This window comes from Amycolatopsis coloradensis (assembly GCF_037997115.1).
Classification (GTDB): Bacteria; Actinomycetota; Actinomycetes; order Mycobacteriales; family Pseudonocardiaceae; genus Amycolatopsis; species Amycolatopsis coloradensis_A.
In genome coordinates this window covers 9,010,271-9,027,357 of record NZ_CP150484.1, presented here as the reverse complement: position 1 = coordinate 9,027,357, position 17,087 = coordinate 9,010,271, and the positions used below count along the sequence as shown (strand labels likewise).

17 protein-coding genes are annotated in these 17,087 nt (G+C 69.3%); 13 read left to right on the top strand and 4 right to left on the bottom strand.

What is annotated here, in order from left to right; genetic code table 11:
* Positions 1 to 6: 6 nt before the first annotated feature.
* The 6 genes from LCL61_RS42360 (at position 7) to LCL61_RS42335 (ending at position 6,697) form a co-directional block, all read left to right on the top strand.
* Positions 7 to 243 carry a glutaredoxin family protein gene (locus LCL61_RS42360; RefSeq protein ID WP_037332991.1) on the top strand — a complete coding sequence of 79 codons (237 nt, stop codon included), beginning with the start codon at positions 7 to 9 and terminating at the stop codon, positions 241 to 243.
* Positions 244 to 300: 57 nt separating this feature from the next.
* The gene (locus tag LCL61_RS42355; protein ID WP_340684897.1) at positions 301 to 1,836 is read left to right on the top strand and encodes a molybdopterin-dependent oxidoreductase; all 1,536 of its coding nucleotides are present in this window, start codon (positions 301 to 303) and stop codon (positions 1,834 to 1,836) included.
* Between the two features lie 176 nt (positions 1,837 to 2,012).
* A complete protein-coding gene (locus LCL61_RS42350; RefSeq protein WP_425341972.1) occupies positions 2,013 to 2,840 on the top strand; it encodes a redox-sensing transcriptional repressor Rex in 828 nt (275 codons plus the stop codon).
* Between the two features lies 1 nt (position 2,841).
* A complete protein-coding gene (locus LCL61_RS42345) occupies positions 2,842 to 4,149 on the top strand; it encodes a glutamyl-tRNA reductase (protein WP_340684896.1) in 1,308 nt (435 codons plus the stop codon).
* A gap of 7 nt (positions 4,150 to 4,156) precedes the next feature.
* Positions 4,157 to 5,104, top strand: coding sequence for a hydroxymethylbilane synthase (gene hemC, locus LCL61_RS42340; protein WP_340684895.1), 948 nt, complete (start codon positions 4,157 to 4,159; stop codon positions 5,102 to 5,104).
* A gap of 60 nt (positions 5,105 to 5,164) precedes the next feature.
* A complete protein-coding gene (locus LCL61_RS42335) occupies positions 5,165 to 6,697 on the top strand; it encodes a uroporphyrinogen-III synthase (RefSeq protein ID WP_034310603.1) in 1,533 nt (510 codons plus the stop codon).
* A gap of 191 nt (positions 6,698 to 6,888) precedes the next feature.
* Here the strand turns inward: LCL61_RS42335 and LCL61_RS42330 are convergent, their stop codons facing one another.
* A complete protein-coding gene (locus LCL61_RS42330; protein WP_340684894.1) occupies positions 6,889 to 8,175 on the bottom strand; it encodes an Nramp family divalent metal transporter in 1,287 nt (428 codons plus the stop codon).
* A 121-nt stretch (positions 8,176 to 8,296) separates the two neighbouring features.
* Here LCL61_RS42330 and hemB point away from each other — a divergent pair, with 121 nt between their 5' ends.
* Positions 8,297 to 9,268: a porphobilinogen synthase gene (gene hemB / locus LCL61_RS42325; protein ID WP_340684893.1), complete on the top strand. Its 972-nt coding sequence runs from the start codon at positions 8,297 to 8,299 to the stop codon at positions 9,266 to 9,268.
* A 64-nt stretch (positions 9,269 to 9,332) separates the two neighbouring features.
* On the opposite strand, the gene LCL61_RS42320 is transcribed toward hemB, so the two are convergent.
* Both LCL61_RS42320 and LCL61_RS42315 read right to left on the bottom strand, forming a co-directional pair.
* The gene (locus LCL61_RS42320) at positions 9,333 to 10,886 is read right to left on the bottom strand and encodes a PQQ-binding-like beta-propeller repeat protein (protein WP_340684892.1); all 1,554 of its coding nucleotides are present in this window, start codon (positions 10,884 to 10,886) and stop codon (positions 9,333 to 9,335) included.
* A gap of 27 nt (positions 10,887 to 10,913) precedes the next feature.
* Positions 10,914 to 12,425 (bottom strand): PQQ-binding-like beta-propeller repeat protein, encoded by a 1,512-nt coding sequence (locus LCL61_RS42315; protein WP_340684891.1) that lies wholly within the window; start codon positions 12,423 to 12,425, stop codon positions 10,914 to 10,916.
* An 88-nt stretch (positions 12,426 to 12,513) separates the two neighbouring features.
* Here LCL61_RS42315 and LCL61_RS42310 point away from each other — a divergent pair, with 88 nt between their 5' ends.
* Genes LCL61_RS42310 through LCL61_RS42300 form a run of 3 tightly spaced genes read left to right on the top strand, consistent with a single transcriptional unit; the run spans position 12,514 to position 13,875 of the window.
* On the top strand, positions 12,514 to 13,065 hold the full coding sequence (locus LCL61_RS42310; protein WP_340684890.1) for a hypothetical protein: 552 nt from the start codon (positions 12,514 to 12,516) through the stop codon (positions 13,063 to 13,065).
* Positions 13,062 to 13,514: a hypothetical protein gene (locus LCL61_RS42305; RefSeq protein ID WP_340684889.1), complete on the top strand. Its 453-nt coding sequence runs from the start codon at positions 13,062 to 13,064 to the stop codon at positions 13,512 to 13,514. Before LCL61_RS42310 ends, LCL61_RS42305 begins: the two co-directional genes overlap by 4 nt.
* On the top strand, positions 13,492 to 13,875 hold the full coding sequence (locus tag LCL61_RS42300) for a hypothetical protein (RefSeq protein WP_340684888.1): 384 nt from the start codon (positions 13,492 to 13,494) through the stop codon (positions 13,873 to 13,875). Before LCL61_RS42305 ends, LCL61_RS42300 begins: the two co-directional genes overlap by 23 nt.
* Here the strand turns inward: LCL61_RS42300 and LCL61_RS42295 are convergent.
* Positions 13,868 to 14,359, bottom strand: coding sequence for a TspO/MBR family protein (locus LCL61_RS42295; RefSeq protein ID WP_340684887.1), 492 nt, complete (start codon positions 14,357 to 14,359; stop codon positions 13,868 to 13,870). The genes LCL61_RS42300 and LCL61_RS42295 overlap by 8 nt on opposite strands.
* 121 nt (positions 14,360 to 14,480) lie before the next feature.
* Here LCL61_RS42295 and hemL point away from each other — a divergent pair, with 121 nt between their 5' ends.
* Genes hemL through LCL61_RS42280 form a run of 3 tightly spaced genes read left to right on the top strand, consistent with a single transcriptional unit; the run spans position 14,481 to position 16,992 of the window.
* Positions 14,481 to 15,785, top strand: a complete 1,305-nt coding sequence (gene hemL / locus LCL61_RS42290) for a glutamate-1-semialdehyde 2,1-aminomutase (RefSeq protein WP_340684886.1) — start codon at positions 14,481 to 14,483, stop codon at positions 15,783 to 15,785.
* Positions 15,782 to 16,414: a histidine phosphatase family protein gene (locus tag LCL61_RS42285; RefSeq protein ID WP_340684885.1), complete on the top strand. Its 633-nt coding sequence runs from the start codon at positions 15,782 to 15,784 to the stop codon at positions 16,412 to 16,414. Before hemL ends, LCL61_RS42285 begins: the two co-directional genes overlap by 4 nt.
* Positions 16,411 to 16,992 carry a TlpA family protein disulfide reductase gene (locus LCL61_RS42280; RefSeq protein ID WP_257489365.1) on the top strand — a complete coding sequence of 194 codons (582 nt, stop codon included), beginning with the start codon at positions 16,411 to 16,413 and terminating at the stop codon, positions 16,990 to 16,992. The genes LCL61_RS42285 and LCL61_RS42280 overlap by 4 nt, the downstream gene beginning before the upstream one ends.
* Positions 16,993 to 17,087 lie beyond the last annotated feature (95 nt).

Genomic DNA, 17,087 nt, shown 5'->3' with positions numbered 1-17,087 from the left:
GAAAGCATGGCGCACCACGTGACCGTCATGACCCGCACGGGTTGCCACCTGTGCGAGGTCGCGGAACAGGACATCGAGCGGATCTGCGGCGAACTGGGCGTCGCCTGGTCGGCGGAGGACGTCGACAGCGATCCCGAATGGCGGGCCGAATACGGCGACCGCGTGCCGGTGATCCTCGTCGACGACGCCGAGCACGGCTACTGGCGCGTCGAAGAGGACAGGCTCCGGAAGGCACTGGCGTAACACACTCGTAAGGGCGGTCAACCGACCTTCGGGCCATTTCGCTCCGAAGATGGAGTCGTGGACGACGAACGCAGGCTCACCTTCCCCCAAGCCGCGCTGACCGGGCTCCTGTCACTGGCGGCCGCTCTCGGCGTGGGACACCTCGTCGCGGGCTTCGTCGGGTACACGGCCTCGCCGTTCGTCGCCGTCGCGAACTTCGTCATCGACCACAGCCCGCACGCGGTGGTCGCCTGGGCCGAGCAGACGCTGGAGACCTGGGACAAGTTCGTCCTCAAAATCGGTCTCGCCGTGGTGCTGGTGCTGTTCGCGCTGCTCGCCGGGCAGCTCTCGCGCCGCACTCCGCTGCCGGGCCAGGTGATCGTCGGCGTCCTCGGCGCGGCGGGCGTCGCGGCCGTCTTCGTGCGCACCGACCTCGGGCAGATCGCGCTGCTGGCGCCGGTGATCGCCACCGTCGTCGCGCTCGTCGTGTTCACCCGGCTGCACTCGTTCTTCCGCCCGAAGGTGTTCTTCGACGACCGTGAAGGCGAGGGCCCGGACCGGCGGAAGGTGCTGATCACCGGGGCGTCCGTCGCGGCCGGGGCCGGTGTCGCCGCGCTGACCGGTCAGATCGTCGGGACCAGGAAGAACGCCGAGGAGTCGCGTGCCGCCGTCGGCAGGCTCGTCGCGGCGAGGACCGCGCCGCCGATCCCGCCCGACGCGGACTTCGCGAAGCTCGGCACCCCGCCGTACATCACTCCTTCGAAGGATTTCTATCGGATCGACACGGCGCTGGTGGTCCCGCAGGTCCGCACCGAGGACTGGAGCCTGCAGATCCGCGGCATGGTCGAGCGCGAGATCACCTATAGGTATGAAGATCTGCGCTCGCGGCCGCTGATCGAACGCGACGTAACCCTGTGCTGCGTCTCCAACGAGGTCGGCGGCCCGTACATCTCCAACGCCCGCTGGATCGGCATCGACCTGCGCGACCTGCTGAACGAAGCGGGCGTGAAACCGGGCGCCGAGCAGATGTTCGCGACCAGTGTCGACGGCTGGACCTGCGGCACCCCGGTCGAAGCCGCCCTGGACCCGCGGCGCGGCGCGATGCTCGCCCTCGGCATGGACGGTGAACCGCTCCCGATCGAGCACGGCTTCCCCGCGCGGATCGTGATCCCCGGGCTGTACGGCTACGTGTCCGCCACGAAATGGGTGACCGAGCTGGAGATCACCACGTGGGAGGAGCGCCAGGCGTACTGGCTCGGCCGCGGTTGGGCCAAGGAGGCGCCGGTGAAGACGCAGTCGCGGATCGACGCGCCCGGCTCGGCGGTGAACGCGGGGAAGGTCGTGGTGTCCGGGACCGCGTGGGCGCAGCACACCGGTGTCGCGAAGGTGGAGGTCCGGGTCGATCAAGGGCCGTGGCAGGAGGCTGTCCTGTCGGCCGAGACGTCGAAGGACACCTGGCGGATGTGGTGGACCGAGGTCCAGGTCGGCCCTGGTCAGCACGAGATCGCCGTCCGGGCGACGGACCGGTCGGGTTACACGCAGACGCCGGAGCGCGCCGGAACCGTGCCCGACGGCGCCACCGGCTGGCACACGGTGTCGGTCAACGCGCGCTAGAGAGACTGACCACAGCGCTCACCTGTGACTTTGTGCCTGCGTTCACAAGTGGCTACCGTAGATACGTCGCCTCCGAAAGCGCCCGGCATCGAACCGGACTCAGCGCCGCGGGTCAAGAGCCGATTTCCAGGTTCGGGTGACTCATGTCGTCAGCAGGACCAGAGGAGCGGACAAGCGTGGTGTCGCAACGAGGCCGGCGCACCCGGGTGACACCGGACGCCGACAACGCGCCCACCGCGGAGATGCCCGCCGTCGAGGCCACCGCCGAACCGGAAGCGGTCCGCGCGAAGTCGATCCCCGAGGCCGCCGTCGCCCGCCTCGCCGTCTACCTCCGTGTCCTCTCCGGGCTGGCCGAGCAGGGCGCGACGACGATCTCCAGCGAGGAACTCTCGCAGGCCGCGGGCGTCAACTCCGCGAAACTGCGCAAGGACCTGTCCTACCTCGGCTCGTACGGCACCCGCGGCGTCGGCTACGACGTCCAGGTCCTGGTCAGCCAGATCGAGCGGATCCTCGGCCTGACCCGCAAGCACAAGGTCGCCGTGGTCGGTATCGGTAACCTCGGGCACGCGCTGGCCAACTACGGTGGGTTCCCCGGCCGCGGGTTCCCGGTCGAGGCGCTGTTCGACCTCGACCCGGATCTGGTCGGCGTCCCGGTCGGCGGCCTCCCGGTCTCGCATCTCGACGAGATCCCCAAAGTCTGCGCCGAACGGCAGATCTCCATCGGCGTCATCGCCACTCCGCCCACCGCCGCGCAGTCGGTCTGCGACCGGCTTGTCGCAGGTGGCGTGCAGTGCATCCTGAATTTCGCCCCGGTGGTGCTGCAGGTTCCGGCACATATCGAGGTGCGCAAGGTCGATCTCGCGGTCGAACTGCAGATCCTGTCGTTCCACGTCGCTCGCCGCGCCGATCTGGCCGCTAACGGCACCGGCGGAGGAGACGGTGGCCCCGGGAGCCCCGAGAATGGCAGCGTGAACGGCCACGGCAACGGAATGGTGGTGCGCTGAAATGAGCGTGTTGGCGGTCGGGCTCTCACACCGCAGCGCCGAGCTGAGCACCCTGGAACGCGTCGCGGTCCCCGCGACCGACGTGACCAAGGTGCTCAACGAGCTGCAGCAGGCCGAGCACGTCAGCGAGGCGATCCTCGTCTCGACCTGCAACCGCATCGAGGTCTACGCCGTCGTCGAGACTTTCCACGGCGGTCTGAACGACGTCTCCGACGTGCTCGCCCGCCAGGCCGGGATGCAGCCCGCCGACCTGTACGACTCGCTGTACGTGCACTACGCGGGCGCCGCGATCGAGCACCTGTTCTCGGTCACCTCCGGGCTGGACTCGATGGTCGTCGGCGAGACGCAGATCCTCGGCCAGATCCGGTCCTCGTACGCCACCGCGCGTGAGGCCGGCACCGTCGGCCGCACGCTGCACGAGCTGATCCAGACCACGCTGCGCGTCGGCAAGCGCGTCCACACCGAGACCGGCCTCGACCAGCTGGGCGCTTCGGTGGTCTCCGAGGCGCTGGCCGCCGCGGGCGACATCGCGGGCAAGCACGCGCTGATCGTCGGTGCCGGTTCGATGGGCGCGCTGACCGCGTCCCACCTGCGCAAATCCGGGATCGGCGAGATCACCATCGCCAACCGCACCGAGGCGAGGGCCGCCCGCCTCGCCGCCGCCAGCGTCGAGCAGGGCGTGCCCGCCAAGGCCGTCCAGATGAGCGGCATCGCGGACGCGGTCGCCGAGGCGGACGTCGTCGTCTGCTCCACCGGCGCGCAGGCCGCCGTCTTCACCGCCGAGCACGTCCCGGCCCGCGCCGGACGCCCGCTGGTGGTCTGCGACCTCGGTCTCCCGCGTGACGTCGACCACGACGTCGCCGAATTGGCCGACGTCACCGTGGTCGATCTCGAGACCATCCAGCGCCGCATGCGGGAAGCGGGCACGCCGACCACCGAACGGCAGACCGCGAAGGCCGCCGGAATCGTGCTCGACGAGGTGCGCGAGTACCTCGCCGGCCAGCGCAGCGCCGAGGTCACCCCGACGGTGACGGCGCTGCGGCGCCGGGCGGCCGAGGTGGTCGACGCCGAACTGCTGCGGCTGGACAACCGCCTGCCGGACCTCGAACCCGGGGTTCGCGAGGAGGTCGGCCGCACGGTCCGCCGCGTGGTCGACAAGCTGCTCCACGCGCCGACGGTGCGGGTCAAGCAGCTGGCCGCCGAGACGGCCGACACCGATTACGCCAACGCGCTGCGCGAGCTGTTCTGTCTCGACCCGCAGGCGCCCGCCGCGGTGGCTAGTCCTACTGCAACGCCGAAAGACGAGTGATCATCCAGTGAGCAGAGTCATCCGCATCGGGACGCGCGGCAGCAAACTCGCCCTCGCGCAGACCGGCACCATCGCCGACGCCCTGCGCGCCACCGGCGCAGAGGTCGAGCTCGTCACCGTGACGACGCCCGGCGACAAGTCGTCCGCGCCGATCCCGACGATCGGGGTCGGCGTCTTCACTTCCGCGCTGCGCGAAGCCTTGCTGCGCGAGGAAGTCGACGTCATCGTGCACTCGTACAAGGACCTGCCGACGAAGCCGGAGCCGGGCATCACGCTCGCCGCCGTGCCGCCCCGCGAGGACCCGCGCGACGCGCTGATCGCCCGTGACGGGCTGACGCTGGGCGAGCTCCCGCCCGGCTCGACCGTCGGCACCGGCTCGCCGCGGCGGACCGCGCAGCTGCGCGCGCTCGGTCTCGGTTTGGAAATCGTGCCGATCCGAGGCAATATCGACACCCGCATGCGCAAAGTGAGCGACGGAGAGCTGGACGCCGTCATCCTGGCGCGTGCCGGACTGGCCAGGATCGGCCGGGCGGAGGAGATCACCGAGACCCTCGACCCGATCCAGATGCTGCCCGCGCCCGCACAGGGGGCGCTGGCGGTGGAGTGCCGGACCGGTGACGTGGACATCGAGCATCTGCTTGGGTCCACAGTGGACGATGAAGGCACCCGCGTCGTGGCGGCCGCCGAACGGGCGTTGCTCGCGGCGCTGGAAGCCGGGTGCAGCGCACCGGTCGGAGCGCTGGCGGAGATCGTCGAGGACCTGGACGCCGAAGGGCGGGTCGTCGAGCGGATCTCGTTGCGGGGCACCGCCGCCGTCGAAGGGGACGGGGACGCGGTCGACATGGTGCGCGCTTCCGCGCTCGCCGACAAGCACGAAGCCGATCAGCTCGGCCGGACACTGGCCGCCGAGCTGCTCGACCTGGGGGCCGGCGCGCTGTCCGGCCCCGCCCAGTGAGTCAGAACGTTGAAGGTAGGGCCGCGCTCGACTGCGGCCGCTCAAGAGGAGAACGCACAGATGACCCCCGCGCGTAAGACCACCGGGCGAGTCGCCTTCGTGGGCTCGGGCCCCGGTGACGCCGGTCTGCTGACCGTCCGCGCTCAGGAGCTGCTCGCCAAGGCCGAGGTCGTGGTGACCGACCCGGACGTCCCAGCAGGTGTCCTGGCCTTCGCCGCCGAAGGTGCCGAAGTGCGCCCCGCCGTCGGCGAGGCCACCGAGGTCGCCAAGGACCTGGTGAACGAGGCCAAGGCCGGACGGCTGGTGCTCCGGCTGATCGCCGGTGACCCGCTGACCCAGCCCGCCGTCGTCGCCGAGGTGCAGGCCGTTTCCCGGACCAGCGCCGTATTCGACATCATCCCGGGCGTCTCGCCCGGCGCGGCCGTCCCGGCGTACGCCGGTGTCGCGCTCGGTGGCACGCACACCGAGGTCGACGTCCGCGGCGACGTCGAATGGGCCGCGCTGGCCGCCACCCCCGGCCCGATCGTGCTGCACGCGACGTCGGCGCACCTGGCCGAGGCCGCGTCCGCGCTGACCGAGCACGGGCTGGCGCCGACCACCCCGGTCGCGGTGACGTCCAACGGCACCATCAACACCCAGCGCACCCTGGACACCACGCTGGCCACCGTCGCGAACGAGGCGGGCGAGCTCGTCGGCCCGCTCATCGTGACCATCGGCCAGGCCGTCGGCCAGCGCTCGAAGTTGTCGTGGTGGGAGTCGCGCGCGCTGTACGGATGGAAGGTCCTGGTGCCGCGCACCAAGGAGCAGGCCGGTGAGATGGCGGAGCGGCTTCGCGGCCACGGCGCCACCTCGCACGAGGTCCCGACCATCTCGGTCGAGCCGCCGCGCAGCCCCGCCCAGATGGAGCGTTCGGTCAAGGGTCTCGTCGACGGCCGCTACCAGTGGATCGTCTTCACTTCGACCAACGCCGTCCGCGCCGTGTGGGAGAAGTTCGAGGAGTTCGGCCTCGACGCCCGCGCCTTCTCGGGCGTGAAGATCGCCTGTGTCGGCGAATCGACCGCCGCGAAGGTCCGCTCCTTCGGCATCATCCCCGAGCTGATCCCGGAAGGCGAGCAGTCCTCGGAGGGCCTCCTCGCCGAGTTCCCGCCGTACGACGACGTCCTCGACCCGGTCGACCGCGTGCTGCTGCCGCGGGCGGACATCGCCACCGAGACCCTTTCGGCAGGTCTGCGTGAACGCGGCTGGGAGATCGACGACGTGACCGCGTACCGCACGGTGCGCGCCGCGCCGCCGCCCGCCGAGACCCGCGAGATGATCAAGACCGGCGGTTTCGACGCGGTCTGCTTCACCTCGTCCTCGACCGTGCGGAACCTCGTCGGCATCGCCGGCAAGCCGCACACCCGCACGCTGGTCGCGTGCATCGGCCCGAAGACCGCGGAGACCGCCGTGGAGTTCGGGCTGCGGGTCGACGTCCAGCCCGAGAAGGCCGACGTCCCGCACCTGGTCGACGCGCTCGCCGAGCACGCCGCGCGGCTCCGTGCCGAAGGTGCGCTCCCGCCGCCTCGCAAGGCGAAGCGAGCCCGCCGCTCCTGACGGTCGGTTAGTACATGAAGGCCCCCTTCACCTCGCTAGACGCGGTGAAGGGGGCCTTCATGTACTAACGGGTCCTTGAGTGGCTGTCACACGACCGGCTCGCGGCCGGTCTCCGCGGTGAGTCGTCCATCGGATCACGCGTGTCGTCCATCCACTCACGACCACCTGGACCGACTCACTCCTGAGCCCTTTCAGCTGAAGAACTTCACGACCTCCGTGTACGCCAGGTACGCGAACATCGCCAGGCACACGCCCAGCAGTCCGTTCGACAGCCACCGCGAACGCCCTTCCCGCGGCACCCGCGAAGTGTTCAGCAGCACCAGCAAGGTCGCCGCCAGGAACGGCATGAACAACGCGCCCAGCACGCCGTAGATCACGGTGAGCTGGAAGGGCTGGTCCAGGAACAGCAACGCCATCGGCGGGAAGGTCAGCCACAGCACGTATCCCCGGTACGCGACACTGCGCTCACCGGCCTTTTTCTCATACGCCTCAACGCTTTCCGTCGCGTTCTTGGGCAGCCGCAGAATGCGCCACCAGTCCGCGAAGAGCAGGCTCACGCCGTGCCAGACACCGATCACCGACGTGAACGAAACGGCGAAGAAGCCGATGAGGAACGGGATCCGCGCCCATTGCCCGTAGTCCGCGGCGAGGGTGTCGCCGAGGAACAGCAGGCCCTTGTCGCCCGAGATGATCTTCTGGCCCAGCAGCAGTTCCGCGCCGACGATCAGCATGGCGATCACGAAGATCCCGGTCATGACGTACCCGACGGCGTTGTCGGTGCGCATCATCGGGAGCCACTTCGACGAACGCCAGCCCTTCGCGAGCGTCCAGTAGCCGTACGCCGCCATGGTGATCGTGCCGCCGACGCCGCCGACCAGGCCGAGGACGTAGACGAGCGAGCCGTCGGGCAGGGTCGGGACGGCGCCCTTGAACAGTTCCGCGAAATTCGGCACGACGAGGATCGCGGTCCCGACCACGGTCACGAACATGATGCCGACCAGGACGGTCATCAGTTTCTCGATGATCGCGTAGCGCCCGAACCACACCAGCGCGAAGCCGAGCAGGCCGCAGATCATCGCCCAGTACCGCACCGAAAGCGCGGGGAAGAGCGCGTTCAGCGGCAGGCCCGACGCGGACATCGCGGTCGCGCCGTAGACGAAGCCCCAGATCACCGCGTAGATCCCGAAGTAGATGAGCGCCCAGATCCCGAGGGTCCGCCAGCCGGACAGGATCGTCCGGCCCGAGGTCAGATGCCAGCGGCCGACGGCTTCGGCCAGCGCGAGTTTGAAGATCGTGCCGACGAGCACCGCCCACAGCAGCGTGTACCCGAAGCGCGATCCGGCCACCATCGTCGCGACGAGGTCGCCCGCGCCGACCCCGGTCGCCGCGGCCATGATCCCTGGCCCGACCTGGCGCAGCCGTGCGCGCCAGCCGACGGGCGGTTCTTCCAGTTGGTCGGTCACCGTTGAACTCGACATGAAGGGGAAGGTAACCCACGTCACATCACGCCGGAATCGGACAAAGGTGACTCTTTACCGTTCCTTAGGAAAGGTTCGGCCGTTCACCACTTCTCCGGCGGGCGGGAGTACCGTCGTAGGGGTGTTCCCCGAACATCGCCCCCGCAGGCTCCGTACCACTCCGGCTATGCGCAGGCTGGTCGGTGAGACGACGCTGCGCCCGCGCCAGCTGATCCTCCCGATGTTCGTGGCCGAGGGCGCCGACGCGCCCCGCCCGATCTCCAGCATGCCCGGCGTCGTCCAGCACACCCGCGACACGCTGCGCAAAGCCGCCGTCGACGCGGTCAACGCCGGGGTCGGTGGCCTGATGCTGTTCGGTATCCCGAAGACGCGGGACGCCGAGGGCTCCGGCGCGATCGACCCGGACGGCATCCTCAACGTCGCCCTGCGCGACCTGAGGTCCGATCTCGGCGACGCGACGGTCCTGATGGCGGACACGTGCCTCGACGAGTTCACCGACCACGGCCACTGCGGCGTCCTCGACGCCGAAGGCGGTGTCGACAACGACGCGACCCTGCGCGTGTACGCGGAAATGGGGCTGGCGCAGGCGGAGGCGGGGGCCCATCTGCTCGGTCCCAGCGGCATGATGGACGGTCAGGTCGGCGTCATCCGCGCCGCGCTCGACCGCGCCGGGCGCACGGACACCGGCATCCTCGCGTACTCGGCGAAGTTCGCCAGCGCGTTCTACGGCCCCTTCCGCGAGGCCGTCGATTCGCAGCTGAAGGGCGACCGGAAGACCTACCAGCAGGATCCGGGCAACGTGCGCGAGGCGCTGCGCGAGATCGAGCTGGACATCGCCGAGGGCGCCGACATGATCATGGTCAAGCCCGCGCTGGCCTATCTGGACGTCATCAGGGCCGCCGCCGAGACGTCGACGGTTCCCGTCGCGGCGTACAACATCTCGGGGGAGTACGCGATGGTCGAGGCCGCCGCGGCGAACGGCTGGCTCGACCGCGAACGCACGATCCTCGAGGTGCTGACCTCGATCCGCCGCGCGGGCGCGGACATGATCCTCACCTACTGGGCCGCCGAAGCCGCGGCCTGGCTGGACTGAGCCTCGTAACGAAAAGGGCCCCTTCGCCACGGAAACCGCGGCGAAGGGGCCCTTCTCGTTCTCGCTACTCAGCCTGCAGCAGGAAGACGTCCACGCTGAGATTCGACCACTTGCCCGCCACCGCGTAGACGCGGTCGTCGGCCCAGAGATACCGGTAGAACCCCGGGATCGGGCCGGTCTCGTCCTGTTCGGAGTTCCTGATCTGGGCTTCCAGGAACGGCGTCACCTTCCCGTCCGCGACCGCGATCTTGACCGTCCGCTGGGGTCCGGTGTTGTACACCGGGCCGACCTGGGCCAGGATCTGGCCGTCCACGATCTTGATCGGCGCCTGGATCGTGCCCTCCGGAACCGAGGCCGTCCACTTGCGCTGTCCGGTGTTCAGATCCACCGCGACCAGCGTGTTCATCTGTCCGCCGATCGTCCTGGTAGGCGTGTAGAACGTGTCGCCGTCCACGATGATGGCGCTCGGATGATGTTCGGTACCCGAGGCGCTGACCCCGAAACCCTGTGACGTGGTGCCGTCGAGCTCCTCCTCGGAGTTGGGTTTGCCACCGTCGATCTTCGACTTGAGTTTCAGGTTGTCGTCGAAGAGGAAGTACGTGCCCTGCTCGGTGTTCGAGCCGTACGCCAGCACCGGCTTCACCGACAGGAGACCGATCCCCGAGATCGAGTAGCCGTCGTGAGGGACGCTGTCCTCCAGTTCGACGTTCCCGGTCGCCGGGTCGATCTGCAGCACGGTGACCGAGAAGTCACCGGTGAGGCAGGACGCCACGACGACGGCCTTCCCGTCTCTCGGCATCATGTCGTGCCCCGCGCAGGTGTCTTCGCCGTCGGCCTTGCGGGAGAACGTTTTCGTCCACTTGATCGCGCCGGTGGCCAGGTCGAGGGCCGCGTAGCCCTGGTCCGCGGTGACGAACACGACGTCGCCCATGATCTGCGTGACGACGGCCTCCACCGAGACCACCCGGTCCTGCATCTTCTGCGGGATGGCCATCGGCACCTGCCAGCCGAGCTTCCCGTCCTTCAGGTCGAGGATGGTGGCGTTGTCGCAGCTGCCGTCTTCGCTGCCGGCCTTCGCCTTGCCGAAGGCGAGGACGATCTTGCCCCCGACCGGTTCGACTCCGGTGCCGCAGAAGATCTTGCCGCCCGGCGCCTCGGTCAGCCAGCGCTGCTTGCCGTCCGCCCTGGTGAAGGCGGCCACGTACTTGTCGCGGACGACGACGAGGTCGTCTTCGTGCAGCCAGGTGGTGATCCCGTGCTTGTACTCCGGGACGTCCTTCTTCACCCCTGACAGTTCCCATTTGACCTTCGGCGAGCCGGCAGGCGATCCGGAGGCGGGCGGAGGGGCTGCCTGTCCCTGGCCTTCGTCTCCGCCGCCGCTCAGCGTGATCGGCACGATCACCGCGGCGGCGACCACCACGACGATCAGCGGCACGAGCCAGAGGAGGAACTTCTTGCCCTTGGGCGGTTCCTGCCGCGGGGGGCCGTACTGGTTCTGCGGGTAGGGCTGCTGGTGAGGGTGGGGCGGTGGCTGCTGCCAGCCCTGCTGCTGGTGCGGTTGCCAGGGTTGGTGCGGCTGCCATTGCCCGCCACCGGGCGGAGTGGGTGGTCTGGTCATTCGGTTCCCCGGTTGGTTCGGTGCGATCTAAGGTTCGACGGTGTAGATGTCCAGGCTGAACTTCGGAAAACGGCCGCATACGGCGTAGACGCGGCCGTCCGCCCAGAGATAGCGGTAGAGGCCGGAAATCGGCCCGTTCTTGTCGTTGTCGGCGTTCTCGATCGGTGCTTCGACCATCGGCGTCACCGCTCCGTCCGCGACGGCGACCTTGACCACTCGCTGCGGCCCGGTCCGCGTGACGGGCGCGACCTCGGCGATCACCTGGCCGTCCTCGATCGCGAGCGGAGCCATCACGGTGCCCTCGGGCACCTTCGCCGACCACTTGCGCTGCCCGGTCTTCAGATCCACCGCGACCAGCGCGTTCACCGTGCCCGCCTGGGGCATCGTGATGGTGTAGAGCACTTCTTCGGTGACCAGGGCCGGGCTGACGAGGTGTTCGGTGCCGGACGCGTCGCTGTCGAAGCCCTGGCCGTCGGCGCCGGTGAGACCGTCCGGCGTGAACGGGTCGCCACCGTCGATCTTCGACTCGAGCTTCAGGTCGTCCCCGAAGCGGAAGTACGTGCCCGTGTCGGTGGTCTTGCCGTAGACCAGGAGGGGCTTCGCCGAGATGATCCCGACGTTGCCGAGCGAACTGCTCTCCTTCGGCTGGTGCTCCGCCACCTCGATGTTCCCGGTCGACGCGTCGACCCGCAGCATGCTCAGGCCGTAGTCCCCGGTGAGGCAGGTCATCACGACGACGATCTTGCCGTCCCTGGGTGCGGCGTCCTGTCCGGCGCAGGTCGGATCGTCGGCCCGGTCGGGTTCGCGCGTATGGGTCTTCGCCCACTTCGGGGCGCCGGTGGCGAGGTCGAGCGCGGCCATTCCCTCGCCCTGCGTGACGAAGACGGCGTCACCGGCGATCTGCAAGATCGCGGACTTGGGCGGGCGGTCGCCCTTGAGCTTCTGAGGCACCTCCATCGGCTGCTGCCAGTGGAGCTTCCCTTCCTTCAGGTCGATGAGGGCAGCGTTGTCACAGGTCTTTTCCTCGCCGTAGGCGAAGGCGATCTTCCCGTCGACCGGTTCCACGGAGGCACCGCACGCCCGCTTCCCGTCCGGCACCTCGGTGAGCCAGCGCCGCTCACCGTTCGCCCTGGTGAACGCGGCGACGTACTTGTCGCGGACGACGACAAGGGTGTCCTCGTGCAGCCAGGTCGTGACGCCCTGCTTGTACTCGGGGACGTCTCCCTCCAGTCCGGACAGCCGCCATTTCACCTTCTTGGCCGCCGGCGCCGAAGTGCTCGGCGGCTGGGCGGCTTGCTCCCGAGGCTCTTCCCCGCCCGCCAGTGCGATCGGGATCACGACGGCCGCGGCGACGACCACCACGATGAGCGGAATCAGCCAGAAGAGGAACTTCTTGGACTTCCCGGGTGGTGGTGGGGGCGCCTGGTGCCAACCGCCTGGGTACTGCTGCTGTGGTGGCTGCGGGTAGCCGTATCCCTGCTGTGGCCAGGGCTGTCGCCGCCCATGCCAGGCCCCATCGGACTGGCTCGGTGTGGTCATTGTGAGATCCCCAGTGTTCGTGTCGATTCGCGCACAAGCTACCCGGGCGGCAACGGCCTGGCCTGCGAAACCACGTAGGCTGCCTCGCGTGAGCGACAGCACAGCCAACGAAACGGATGACGAGCGCCGCAAGCGGGGGATGTCACCGGATCCGATCCTGCCGGGCCAAAAGCCGCCGAAGATCACCGTGCCGAAGCCGGTCGCGATCTCGTTCTGGCTGTGGATCCTCGCCGGTGTCGTCCTGGTGGCCGGGCAGATCGCCCTGCTGGTGCTGAAGGACGAACTGACCGAGGGCATCCTCAAGCAGATCAGGGAGAACCCGGTTCCCGGTCAGCCCGCCGATCCGGTGCAGGTCGCTTCCGGCGTGAACACCCTGCTGTGGATGCTGTTCGGCGGCGCGCTCACCTTCGCGGTCCTGTTCGCGCTGTTCGCGTACAAGGCCCGTGAGGGAACGCGGTCGGCCAGGACGGTCCTCACCGTGGGCGCGGTCTTCCTGGTCCTGGTGGAACTGCTGATCCTGCGCGGCTCGCTCAACGTGTTCCTGCTGGTGTCCACCCTGCTGGTGGCGATCGCGCTGGTGCTCATGTACCTGCCCAGCGTCGCCGACCATTTCCCGAAGGTCGGGCGCACGCTGCCATGACCTCCGAGCCGTCTCTCTACGACGAACCCGGCGTCGGCTGGACGGCTTTGCTGTGGGCGCCGCTGTTCGCCCTCGCCGGGCTGCTCGCGGAGCTGGCGACGGGTGGTCCGGTCCACTGGCTCGCCTGGATCCTGGTCGCGGTGGGGCTGGTGGCGATCACCGTGCCCTGGGTGTACGCGCGTCGCCGGTACCTCTCGCTCGAGGTCACCGCGGACGGCTACCGGCAGGGCAGGGAAACGCTGGAGGCGACCCGGATCGCCGAGGTACTCGAAGACGAGGCCCCGGTCGGCTCGCGGGTCCTCGGCGGAGGTTGGACGATCCCCAAGAAGCACGGCGAAGTCGGGTTGAAACTCGAAGACGGCGTTTTCGTGCGCGCCTGGGCCAAGGACCCCGACGCCCTCCGCGAGGCACTCGGGGATTTGGTGCGTGCCCGCACCACAGAGTCATGAGAAACTGCTCACCGTGATCGACCTTCCCCAGCCGACCGGTGCCGATCTGTGGCCACCGGAGGACTCCCGGCGAGACGCCCGGCTGCACAAACCCCTGCGCGCCGTGGTGGGGGCGGTCGAACTGATCCTCGCCGCGCTCGCGGTGTGGGGTTCCTTCGCGTGCTGGAAGGCCGGTGTCGTCCCGGTCGTGATCCCCTACGGCGAGACGACGCTCGAATCGCAGCGCTACTTCGGTGGCCCGCTCGCCGGCGCCATCGGGCTGGGCGTGCTGGCCGCGATCCTGGTGGTGGACGCGATCCGCCAGTTCCTGCTCGCCATCCGGGCCAAGGGCCGCAAGCCCAAGGAACCGAAGCTCAGTTGAGCCAGACGACCGCGGCGTTGACCGCGGTCGAGAACAGCAGCCACAGCAGATACGGCACGAGCAGCCAGGCCGCGAGTTTCGACCGGCGGCCGAACTCCGCCATCGTGATGGGCACGACGAAGTCCAGGACGACGACGTCGGCCAGGGCGAGGGCGTGTGCGCCGCCGGCGAAGAACAGCGGCGTCCACAGCAGGGTCAGCAGCAGGCAGACGCCGTAGAAGGCGAAGCCGCGCGTTTCGCCGTCGGTGCGCCAGTAGCACCAGCCCGCGAAGGCGACCAGGAGCAGCAGGACCGACCACATCGGCCCGTAGAGCCAGCCCGGCGGCGCCCACGACGGGCGAGCCAGCGCGTTGTGCGTTTCGGAGCGGGTGGCGACCGCCAGCCCGGCCACGATGCCCACGATTCCCGCCATGGCGATGAATCCGGCCAAGGCCTGCCAGCGCAGGCGACGGTGGTGGGTCGGTGGTGACGGCACCGTGGACACGTGGATTCCTCCGCGAGGGTTTCGACGGGAGTGCTCCCACCCTAGTGGGCCTGGTCACGCCGTGCCCGGAACCGCCAGGACCTAGCGGCGGGTGTCATCCGTGATTTGCGAGACTGGGGACGTGACTACCGGAGTCGATCAGTCCAAGGCATGGTTCGAACGAGCGAAGGCCGTGGTCCCGGGCGGAGTGAACTCCCCGGTGCGGGCCTTCAACTCCGTCGGCGGCACCCCGCGGTTCATGGTGCGCGGCGAGGGCCCGTACCTCTGGGACGCCGACGGCAACCGCTACGTCGATCTGGTCTCCTCGTGGGGCCCGATGATCCTCGGGCACGCGCATCCGGACGTCGTCTCCGCCGCGCGTGAAGCCGCTGTCGACGGGCTGTCCTTCGGCACCCCGACGCGTGGCGAGGTCGAACTCGCCGAAGAGATCATCGGCCGTGTCGAGCCGGTGGAGCAGGTGCGCCTGGTCAACTCCGGCACCGAGGCGACGATGAGCGCGATCCGGCTGGCCAGGGGGTTCACCGGCCGGGCGAAGATCATCAAGTTCGCGGGCTGCTACCACGGTCACGTCGACGCGTTGCTTGCCGAAGCGGGCTCCGGCGTCGCGACCCTCGGCCTCCCGACCTCGCCCGGTGTCACCGGCGCGCAGGCGGCCGACACGATCGTCTTGCCCTACAACGACCTTGACGCGGTCCGAAAGTCCTTTGTGGACAACCCGGACTCGATCGCCGCGATCATCACCGAAGCCGCCGCGGGAAACATGGGCGCCGTCGCCCCGGCCGACGGTTTCAACGCCGGTCTCAAGGAGATCGCGCACGAGCACGGCGCGCTGCTGATCATGGACGAGGTGATGACCGGGTTCCGCGTCTCGAAGGCGGGCTGGTTCGGCCTCGAAGGCGTCGCCGGTGACCTGTACACCTTCGGCAAGGTGATGTCGGGTGGGCTGCCCGCCGCGGCCTTCGGCGGCCGCGCCGACGTGATGGCGAAGCTGGCCCCGGGCGGGCCGGTGTACCAGGCGGGGACGCTGTCGGGGAACCCCGTCGCCGTCGCCGCCGGGCTCGCGACGCTGCGCGCGGCCGACGACGCCGTGTACGCGGCCCTCGACGCGAACGCGAAGCGGCTCGGCGACCTGTTCGACCGGTCGCTGACCGAGGCGGGTGTCACGCACACCGTGCAGTACGCGGGCAACCTGGTCAGCGTGTTCTTCAGCGAGAACCCGGTGACGAACTACCCGGGCGCGCAGGCCTCGGAGACCTGGCGGTTCCCGGCGTTCTTCCACGCGCTGCTGGACAACGGCGTGTACGCGCCGCCGAGCGCGTACGAGGCGTGGTTCGTCAACGCGGCCATGGGCGACGCCGAGTTCGAGATCATCTCCTCCGCGTTGCGCGTCGCCGCCCGCGCCGCCGCCGAGGCGGTCCAGGCGTGAGCGAGACGACGATCGTGCACCTGCTCCGCCACGGTGAGGTGCACAACCCGGACAAGATCCTGTACGGCCGTCTGCCCGGCTTCAAGCTCTCCGACCGCGGACAACGTCAGGCGCTGACGGTCGCCGAAGCCGTCGCGAAGCACGACATCACCTACGTCGTCGCTTCGCCGCTTCAGCGCGCGCAGGAGACCGCGGCGCCGATCGCCGCCGCGCACCGCCTCGACGTCGACACCGACGATCGGCTCATCGAGGCGGACAACCAGTTCGAGGGCGAGCGCGTCGCCGTCGGCGATGGCGCCCTTCGCCAGCCGAAGCACTGGCCGAAGCTGGTCAACCCGTTCCGGCCGTCCTGGGGCGAGCCGTACGTCGAGATCGCGCACCGCATGCTCGGCGCCATCCACCGCGCGCGGCGGGCGGCCGAGGGCCACGAGGCGCTGTGCGTCTCGCACCAGCTCCCGATCTGGACCGTGCGGCGGTTCCTGGAGGCGAAGCGGCTCTGGCACGACCCGCGCAACCGGCAGTGCTCGCTCGCGTCGCTGACCAGCCTGGTCTTCGAGGGCGAGGAGCTCGTGCGGATCGTCTACAGCGAGCCCGCCGGCACGACCGACCCGAAGGTGACCGGCGCATGAAGCGACTCGTGGCGGCCGTCGTCGGGCTGGCGCTCGTCGTCACCGGCTGCACCACCGGCAAGGACGCCGTCGTCACCGGCGGCAGCTTCAACTTCGTGTCGCCGGGCGGGAAGGTCGACATCACCTACGACGTCGCGGACCGCCAGCCGTCGCCGACGCTGTCCGGCGACGACCTGATGAACGAGGGCAAGCAGCTCTCGATCGCGGACTTCCCCGGCAAGGTCATCGTGCTGAACCTGTGGGGCCAGTGGTGCGGGCCGTGCCGCGTCGAGGCGCCGGAGATGCAGAAGGTCTACGACCAGACCAAGGCGTCCGGCGTCGAGGTGATCGGCATCGATCTGCGCGACAACGACCGGAAGCCGCCGCAGGACTTCATGCGGGACCGGAAACTGACGTACCCGTCGATCTACGACCCGTCGGGGCGGACGCTGCTGCAGCTTTCGGGTTATCCGCGCAACATCATCCCGTCGACGATCGTGCTGGACAAACAGCACCGTGTCGCCGCGGTGTTCCTGCGGGAACTGCTGGCGTCGGATCTGCTGCCCGTCGTCCAGCGCCTGGCCGCCGAACCCGCCTGACCCACGCCCGGATCGCGTTTAGCCCGCTAAACGCGATCCGCCCACCGGGACCAAGGTCCTGACCGGGTGCGACGTAGGTCCCGTTGGGCCAGCCC